Origin of the sequence: Moorena sp. SIO3A2, from assembly GCF_010672265.1 — a bacterium.
GTDB lineage: Bacteria > Cyanobacteriota > Cyanobacteriia > Cyanobacteriales > Coleofasciculaceae > Moorena > Moorena producens.
This window is the reverse complement of record NZ_JAAHHC010000026.1, coordinates 91486-97718: the sequence shown is the minus strand read 5'-3', so window position 1 is coordinate 97718 and position 6233 is coordinate 91486. Positions and strand designations below refer to the sequence as shown.

The following is a 6233-nucleotide window of genomic DNA, read 5'->3' as shown; positions in this document are numbered from 1 at the left end:
AATAAAGTTGCTAATTCCGGCATTGGTAACATTAAAGCTGCCATCACCATTGGAAAAAGCCACAGGTATACTACCCCAACCTGGAGCTTGTCGTACCAGGGCGATATCAGTGCGACCATTGCCGTTAAAGTCACCAGTTATCACCTTAACTCCACCTGCTGGTGCCCACTGATTAATAAAGTTGCCAATTCCGACATTGGTAACATTAAAGCTGCCATCACCATTGGAAAAAGCCACAGGTATACTACCCCAACCTGGAGCTTGTCGTACCAGGGCGATATCAGTGCGACCATTGCCGTTAAAGTCACCAGTTAAAACCTTAACTCCACCTGTGGGTGCCCACTGATTAATAAAGTTGCTAATTCCGGCATTGGTAACATTAAAGCTGCCATCACCATTGGAAAAAGCCACAGGTATACTACCCCAACCTGGAGCTTGTCGTACCAGGGCGATATCAGTGCGACCATTGCCGTTAAAGTCACCAGTTATCACCTTAACTCCACCTGTGGGTGCCCACTTATCAATAAAGTTGCTAATTCCGGCATTGGTAACATTAAAGCTGCCATCACCATTGGAAAAAGCCACAGGTATACTACCCCAACCTGGAGCTTGTCGTACCAGGGCGATATCGGTGCGACTATCCCCGTTAAAGTCGCCAGTTAAAACCTTAACTCCACCTGTGGGTGCCCACTTATCAATAAAGTTGCTAATTCCGGCATTGGTAACATTAAAGCTACCATCACCTTCGGCAAAAGCCACAGGTATACTACCCCAACCTGGAGCTTGTCTTACCAGGGCGATATCGGTGCGACTATCCCCGTTAAAGTCGCCAGTTAAAACCTTAACTCCACCTGTGGGTGCCCACTTATCAATAAAGTTGCTAATTCCGGCATTGGTAACATTAAAGCTACCATCACCTTCGGCAAAAGCCACAGGTATACTACCCCAACCTGGAGCTTGTCTTACCAGGGCTATATCGGAATAAGCTTGAGCTGGTTTAGCCATTAAAGTAAAGGCTAGGGTTATAGTACAAATAATTGTACTTAGACGCCTTACCCAGGTTTTCATGTTATTCACCTTTTAGTTTTGAAATGTTGGTTCTTAAATACTTACTAAGCCAAACTAACAATTAAATGGAATAGAGGCAAGGTAGCTGATTCGATCAGTCGGGTGCTAGAGCGTCCAGTGGCTCTTTCCTACTCCCCAACAGTTGCAGCCAGCCGGAAGACTATGGCAATTCCATGATTAACCAATTGTCAACCGCACCTTTGAGAATATTGAATAGTTGGAGCAGGTAATTTTCGCTGTTGTGTTTTACTCAAGCACTGCGACTTTATTCGTGGTCTGACCCATTTTTATTGGTGCCAGGCAGCTGAGGGGGTGATATAATTTCCGGTTGAATACTTACACTTTGGCCAAAGCAAGGCAGAGGGTACCCACCCCTAACCCCTCCCAGGAGGGGAATGGCAGAAGGCAGAAGTAAAGGAGTAAGGTTTTAAGAGTAATGGTGTTTTATAACTAATTATCCGGACATGATATGACATGAGCCCCAAAAAACTTACTCTATAAGGCTTTGATGCCAATGGGCTCATGGAAGATACAGTCCCAAATTAACCCTTAATTAATTTTATGGAAGCTAAAACCCTTATAACATAGTCCAAAGTCAGCCCAAAACAGAATGTATATTTCAGGTGCGACCCGTGGCGAATTTAATTCGACGACTGTAAGCGCACCTGAAGTCAATTATGGCCTGAACTCCTTACTGGGTAATAATTTCAGCTGGCATGTCACCCCCCCAGCGCCCCGTCAGGTACAATAGCATTGCGAAACTCATCATACCTATCTGATAATTCTTCCTCCTTTTCAGTAAGGATATCTATTGCTTCCTCTTCGTCTTCGCTCAACTCTTCTAAGGGTATGGCCGCTAGTAGCGTTCGCTCTTCTAGTACTCCAATCATTCCGAACAATTGATCGCGATAAGCGTCAAAAAAATCTACATCATACAGGTTAGCTAGAACAGCAGCCCGCCGCTTTTTCCCTTTCTTCCTTGCTTTCTTGATCTTCTTTCGCTGCTTTTGAGAGCGATGGTATTTATCATCCCCCATCCCAGAGTGAACGGGAAACTCTCCTTTCACTTCTTGGTAAATGAATGGTAAATCACAAAAGAAAAACTCTTTCTCGTCCTGACCTAGGCGATATCCAGACATCTGAATGATACAATCAGCGGTAAGCATTTGCTCTTCTACGTTTGATACTATTGAGACTATGAAACAAGTGATGGGTGCATCTCATTTTTGCTGTTTGACACCGTGGTGCGTTACGGGGCGGGCTATCCAAACCCTGGCTACGAGGCAGAAAATGAGGCCCCCCTAACGCACCCTACGCAACTTTTTTACAAATATGAGATGCACCCCAAGTAATCGCATCCAAATGGGTGCGATGCACTGGTCTTTGTTGATTAACATTGGTAAACGTCTAATGCTAGTTGGACATCCAGTAACTGCACGTCCTGGGTTAATCGGTGCAGTTACTTTGCATTTATAGCGTTTATCTTAGCTATGAGGTACACATTATTTTTTACCTCTTCCCTCTTCCCTCTTCCCTGCTCCCTGCTCCCTGCTCCCTGCTCCCTAAAAACCAGAACTTTGTACCTCATGGGTATAAGACTTGCTATATAATACTACTCAAACCTAGAAATAGCATCTCCGACAACTTTTACAAACTCATAGGTTGACTCATAAGGCAAAACATTACGACCAGGAATTTTACGACCTTCACTTTGAGGAAGATGCTTGATATACTGAGCTAGTCGGTCTTCTGGTGTTTCAGATTTTCCCAGCTTACTAATACTTGAAGCTTGCTCTCCTACTACTACTAGGGTAGGTTGAGAAGTATTAGCGATCGCTTGTTGATAGTTTTGTCGCCAAAAGCCAGCCAAAAAAGAAAAAACTGCGTAGCGGCTAGCTGGATTAATTGCTCCCTTTTGGAGATTATCTAACCATTGGTTATCTACTGTAGAACTCTCAGCAAACAGTTTATCTTTCGAAAACTTTTGTAGGAATTGACGGCGACGAGCATAACGAAAGAAGGCACTACCTAAAGGAGATTCGAGGAGATTCCAAGCAACTCGCTGCTGCCAGTATTGAGTTTCTGCTGTCATCAGAGACCAAGACGGAGGACCTGAGAGTACTAACCCTTGAATATAATTTGGTTCAGTTTGCTTTTGGATCAAGGTAAGTGCCACAGGTAATAAAGCCCCTTGCACTAGCAGAATCACCGGTTTTTTGACTACAGTTGTTAAAAAATATTGTAACTGGTCAGCCCAATCGATCGGGTAGTAAGCAAGAGGGGGCATTTCGCTTTCGCCACATCCTAGCAAGTCGGGATTATAAATTAGATGACCATGGCCAGTGTTCAACCACTCCTGGCAAAAGCGATGCCAAAAAAAGCGTGATAGTCCAACACCGATAGGATGGACTAATAGTAGAGGAGTTTTCGTCTTAGCACTTTCATCTGTTGGGGTATAGACTTCATAGGCACAACGGTAATTATGCCAAGTGTAGAATTCTTCTTTATGTAAGGATGTTTGCCAATTATCTGTATTGGGCGAACTGGAAGTAGAAGAGTTCAATGCCATCTCAAATCCATCAAAAGTATTGTGGGTATTATATAGCAATTCTACGACTTGTGAGGTACAAATTTATGGTTTTTAGGGAGCAGGGAGCAGGGAGCAGGGAGCAGGTAAGAGGGAAAAGGGAAGAGGAAAGAGGTAAAAAATAATGTGTACCTCATGAGTCATAGAAACGCTATAGTACGTTGTCATCTGCTCAAGATCTGAGTCTAATGGGACTAGGGAAGACTTTTGAAAAGGACAGCATGGGTGGCATGGGAGTCGCAATCACCGACACCCAATTTGGCAGAGAAAGTAAGGCAAAAAAAAGATCGCACTCCCAATACCTCAGAATGCGATCGCGTAGCGTGGCCTACGGCCAATCGCATTTCTAGGGATCTGACTTCCCATCTCCCCACCCTTCCCAGCCTTGCAACACTCCCTATTCCTCTGGCTCCATCGGTAGAGTTATATCGAAAATAATTAGAAACTTAGCATCAGGCACCAGCTGTTTCAGGGTCTGCAAATAACCTTTGGCATCACAACAGTTGCGGAACCGAGCGAAAACGACTGGTGGCATCGGTGGTAATAGCCGAACCATGACCCATGGGTATAGGCTTGGACGATAGGACATAATATGAAGTTATCTCCTTTACTTTAAGGGGTAGCCAGAGCCAGCCTTCGCCCTACCAAGATCGTCAGGCTGGCTCTTCCCGTGGATTTTATTGTCCACGGTTTCATTGTAACATAAAAATCTGCATATTATAGCATATTTAGAAAAGTTTTGTAAAAAATTATTGAGAGAGTCGGCAGAGGTACAGTTTTATATCATGTCAGGATAATTACCCTTAATAAAAATCTCCCCCATCTCCTCATCCTAAAAAGGGTAGGTTTTTGACAATTAGGAAGAGTCAGAAACAGCGAAAAAGCTAAAAGTGTTGAAGGGGAAAGGAAACAGGTTACTAAGCAGGTCCACAAAATTAATTACCCATTTTCAAAAACTCAAAGCCTTACACTGTAATGGTTACAGGGATTAATAGTAGGAAATTAATTTTGTTTAGGTGCTTAAAAGTCAGGGATTCTTGATATAACAAAACATATTGTTTCCATTTTTCGTAAAAAAACAGAAAACTTTAGTCAATTATTCTGGTTTTGTATGGTTTCACACTTGCCATGCACGAGTTAGTGGTTTATAAAAACTAAAGGGAGCAAGTCAAGGTTACAGAATATTCTGCACAAATGACTTTCTCCCTGAATCTAACTACTTTTGATTTCTCATGTTACCATCCCAGAACTTCGATTCCAACAACCTTGAAGTTAATCAGCTTTTAGGTACTTCAACTGCTGTGTTAAATCCAGATACATCTTCAGGTACTGGTCTTCCAGTGCTTCCTCTTGTACGAGGTGGAACTGCGGTTGCTTTAGTTATTGCTTTAACCTTTTTTACAAAAACAGTAATCGAAGCGATTACTAAATTAGTTAAGGAGGTCAATGATGACTAGTAAAAACTCCGGGTTTTGTGTTAACTACCAATAGCTTGATACAAGAAAACCTGGCCATCATTGCGGGGTAATAGTATTTGGGTAAGTGGATGCGATGTACTATGTACTAGCGGTTTTGCTCCTGTTTTTATATTATTAAACCCAATAGTAGAAAAAACGGCGATTTGCTTGAAATTAAGGGGCTTTGAGCCCCTCAACCATGAATTTTATGGTCGATAATGAAACAGATCTGTTACTTAGAGGGGGGATTACAGCCAGATTTAACATCACTAGATTTTCTTTGTTTGTAACTAGATATGAAACTCTTATAATCATTCCACCAACTCTGTTTCTTTAGTATCACCCGACGCCTTAGTTTCCACAATTGCTTTAGTTCTAGATCATTATTTATTGTTTGTTCAATTCGTTGAATTGGTTCATATTCACCTAATTCATCTTGTTCATGTTCATCTAATTCATCTTTAGTTCGCTTGTTCTCTCTCCAAAAAACAAATACAGAGCCGACGATAAAACAGGTGATGACTAACCAACCGGGAGGGCTACCACCAACGAACAAAAAGATGATTAGTAAACTAGTAAAAACTTGGGCTATTTGCCAGAACAGAGAACTCAAGCCAGCTTTAGCTTCTTCGTACAAACTAATTTCTTCACGTTTAACTGGAGACATACTTACTAACCTATTTTTTTCTTGCTAAATCAATCAGGTCTGTTAAAAGGCGTTTGAGAACTCGACCAAACAAGGTAATACAAGAACTAAAAGCTAACAGGACAACAACAAGGCAGAAGTAGCGATTTACTTCCCAAACATTCCAGGTCTCTACACATTGATCAAATCCCGTAAAATTTTCTTGAGTTATCCACTTAAAAATCAAGCCAAAAACAACGTATAGAAAGCCAAGGCCAATTGCATCCTGAATCGTCAAATAGACATCTCGCCAGAGATCACCTATCAAGGCTTTCCCTACCTCATCCAAGGGCTCCCAGATATTTATAAGGAGTTCATTAATAATTTTCCCATACCTTGTTTTTGGTCTAGCTTGTAATTGTCTTAAGCCTTGATCTAACTTGCTGAGTGTTTCTATGATTAATGGTTTATTCTCTGTGGTCATCTCAAACGTTAA

The 6233-nt window shown here is 42.0% G+C and carries 10 protein-coding genes; 2 read left to right on the top strand and 8 right to left on the bottom strand.

Annotation, left to right across the window (positions count from 1 at the left end; genetic code table 11):
- Together F6K64_RS24920 and F6K64_RS24915 are read right to left on the bottom strand one after the other, a co-directional pair.
- Positions 1-1068: FG-GAP repeat domain-containing protein (locus tag F6K64_RS24920; protein ID WP_287266644.1), on the bottom strand; the 1068-nt coding region annotated here is incomplete at its 3' end.
- A 719-nt stretch (positions 1069-1787) separates the two neighbouring features.
- Positions 1788-2234 (bottom strand): hypothetical protein, encoded by a 447-nt coding sequence (locus F6K64_RS24915; protein ID WP_008188770.1) that lies wholly within the window; start codon positions 2232-2234, stop codon positions 1788-1790.
- Between the two features lie 166 nt (positions 2235-2400).
- On the opposite strand from F6K64_RS24915, the gene F6K64_RS24910 reads away from it, so the two are divergent.
- Positions 2401-2544 (top strand): hypothetical protein, encoded by a 144-nt coding sequence (locus F6K64_RS24910; protein WP_287266643.1) that lies wholly within the window; start codon positions 2401-2403, stop codon positions 2542-2544.
- On the opposite strand, the gene F6K64_RS24905 is transcribed toward F6K64_RS24910, so the two are convergent.
- From F6K64_RS24905 to F6K64_RS24890, 4 genes are all read right to left on the bottom strand, one after another.
- A complete protein-coding gene (locus F6K64_RS24905; protein WP_287266640.1) occupies positions 2528-2656 on the bottom strand; it encodes a hypothetical protein in 129 nt (42 codons plus the stop codon). The two genes, F6K64_RS24910 and F6K64_RS24905, sit on opposite strands and share 17 nt — an antisense overlap.
- A 24-nt stretch (positions 2657-2680) precedes the next feature.
- Positions 2681-3637 (bottom strand): alpha/beta fold hydrolase, encoded by a 957-nt coding sequence (locus tag F6K64_RS24900; RefSeq protein WP_287266639.1) that lies wholly within the window; start codon positions 3635-3637, stop codon positions 2681-2683.
- 212 nt (positions 3638-3849) lie between these two features.
- A complete protein-coding gene (locus F6K64_RS24895) occupies positions 3850-4029 on the bottom strand; it encodes a hypothetical protein (protein WP_287266637.1) in 180 nt (59 codons plus the stop codon).
- A gap of 23 nt (positions 4030-4052) precedes the next feature.
- A complete protein-coding gene (locus F6K64_RS24890; protein ID WP_287266635.1) occupies positions 4053-4244 on the bottom strand; it encodes a hypothetical protein in 192 nt (63 codons plus the stop codon).
- Positions 4245-4887: 643 nt separating this feature from the next.
- Between F6K64_RS24890 and F6K64_RS24885 the strand changes: the two genes are divergently transcribed.
- On the top strand, positions 4888-5112 hold the full coding sequence (locus F6K64_RS24885; protein ID WP_287266633.1) for a hypothetical protein: 225 nt from the start codon (positions 4888-4890) through the stop codon (positions 5110-5112).
- 232 nt (positions 5113-5344) lie between these two features.
- Here F6K64_RS24885 and F6K64_RS24880 read toward each other — a convergent pair whose 3' ends face one another.
- Positions 5345-5779 (bottom strand): hypothetical protein, encoded by a 435-nt coding sequence (locus tag F6K64_RS24880; protein ID WP_287266630.1) that lies wholly within the window; start codon positions 5777-5779, stop codon positions 5345-5347.
- 10 nt (positions 5780-5789) lie between these two features.
- The gene (locus F6K64_RS24875) at positions 5790-6221 is read right to left on the bottom strand and encodes a hypothetical protein (protein WP_287266629.1); all 432 of its coding nucleotides are present in this window, start codon (positions 6219-6221) and stop codon (positions 5790-5792) included.
- Positions 6222-6233 lie beyond the last annotated feature (12 nt).

Bases quoted from the DNA above. Each gene is read 5' to 3' on its own strand.
- F6K64_RS24915 (WP_008188770.1), bottom strand. From the start codon at position 2,234: ATGCTTACCGCTGATTGTATCATTCAGATGTCTGGATATCGCCTAGGT.
- F6K64_RS24910 (WP_287266643.1), top strand. From the start codon at position 2,401: ATGAGATGCACCCCAAGTAATCGCATCCAAATGGGTGCGATGCACTGG.
- F6K64_RS24905 (WP_287266640.1), bottom strand. From the start codon at position 2,656: ATGAGGTACAAAGTTCTGGTTTTTAGGGAGCAGGGAGCAGGGAGCAGG.
- F6K64_RS24900 (WP_287266639.1), bottom strand. From the start codon at position 3,637: ATGGCATTGAACTCTTCTACTTCCAGTTCGCCCAATACAGATAATTGG.
- F6K64_RS24890 (WP_287266635.1), bottom strand. From the start codon at position 4,244: ATGTCCTATCGTCCAAGCCTATACCCATGGGTCATGGTTCGGCTATTA.
- F6K64_RS24885 (WP_287266633.1), top strand. From the start codon at position 4,888: ATGTTACCATCCCAGAACTTCGATTCCAACAACCTTGAAGTTAATCAG.
- F6K64_RS24880 (WP_287266630.1), bottom strand. From the start codon at position 5,779: ATGTCTCCAGTTAAACGTGAAGAAATTAGTTTGTACGAAGAAGCTAAA.
- F6K64_RS24875 (WP_287266629.1), bottom strand. From the start codon at position 6,221: ATGACCACAGAGAATAAACCATTAATCATAGAAACACTCAGCAAGTTA.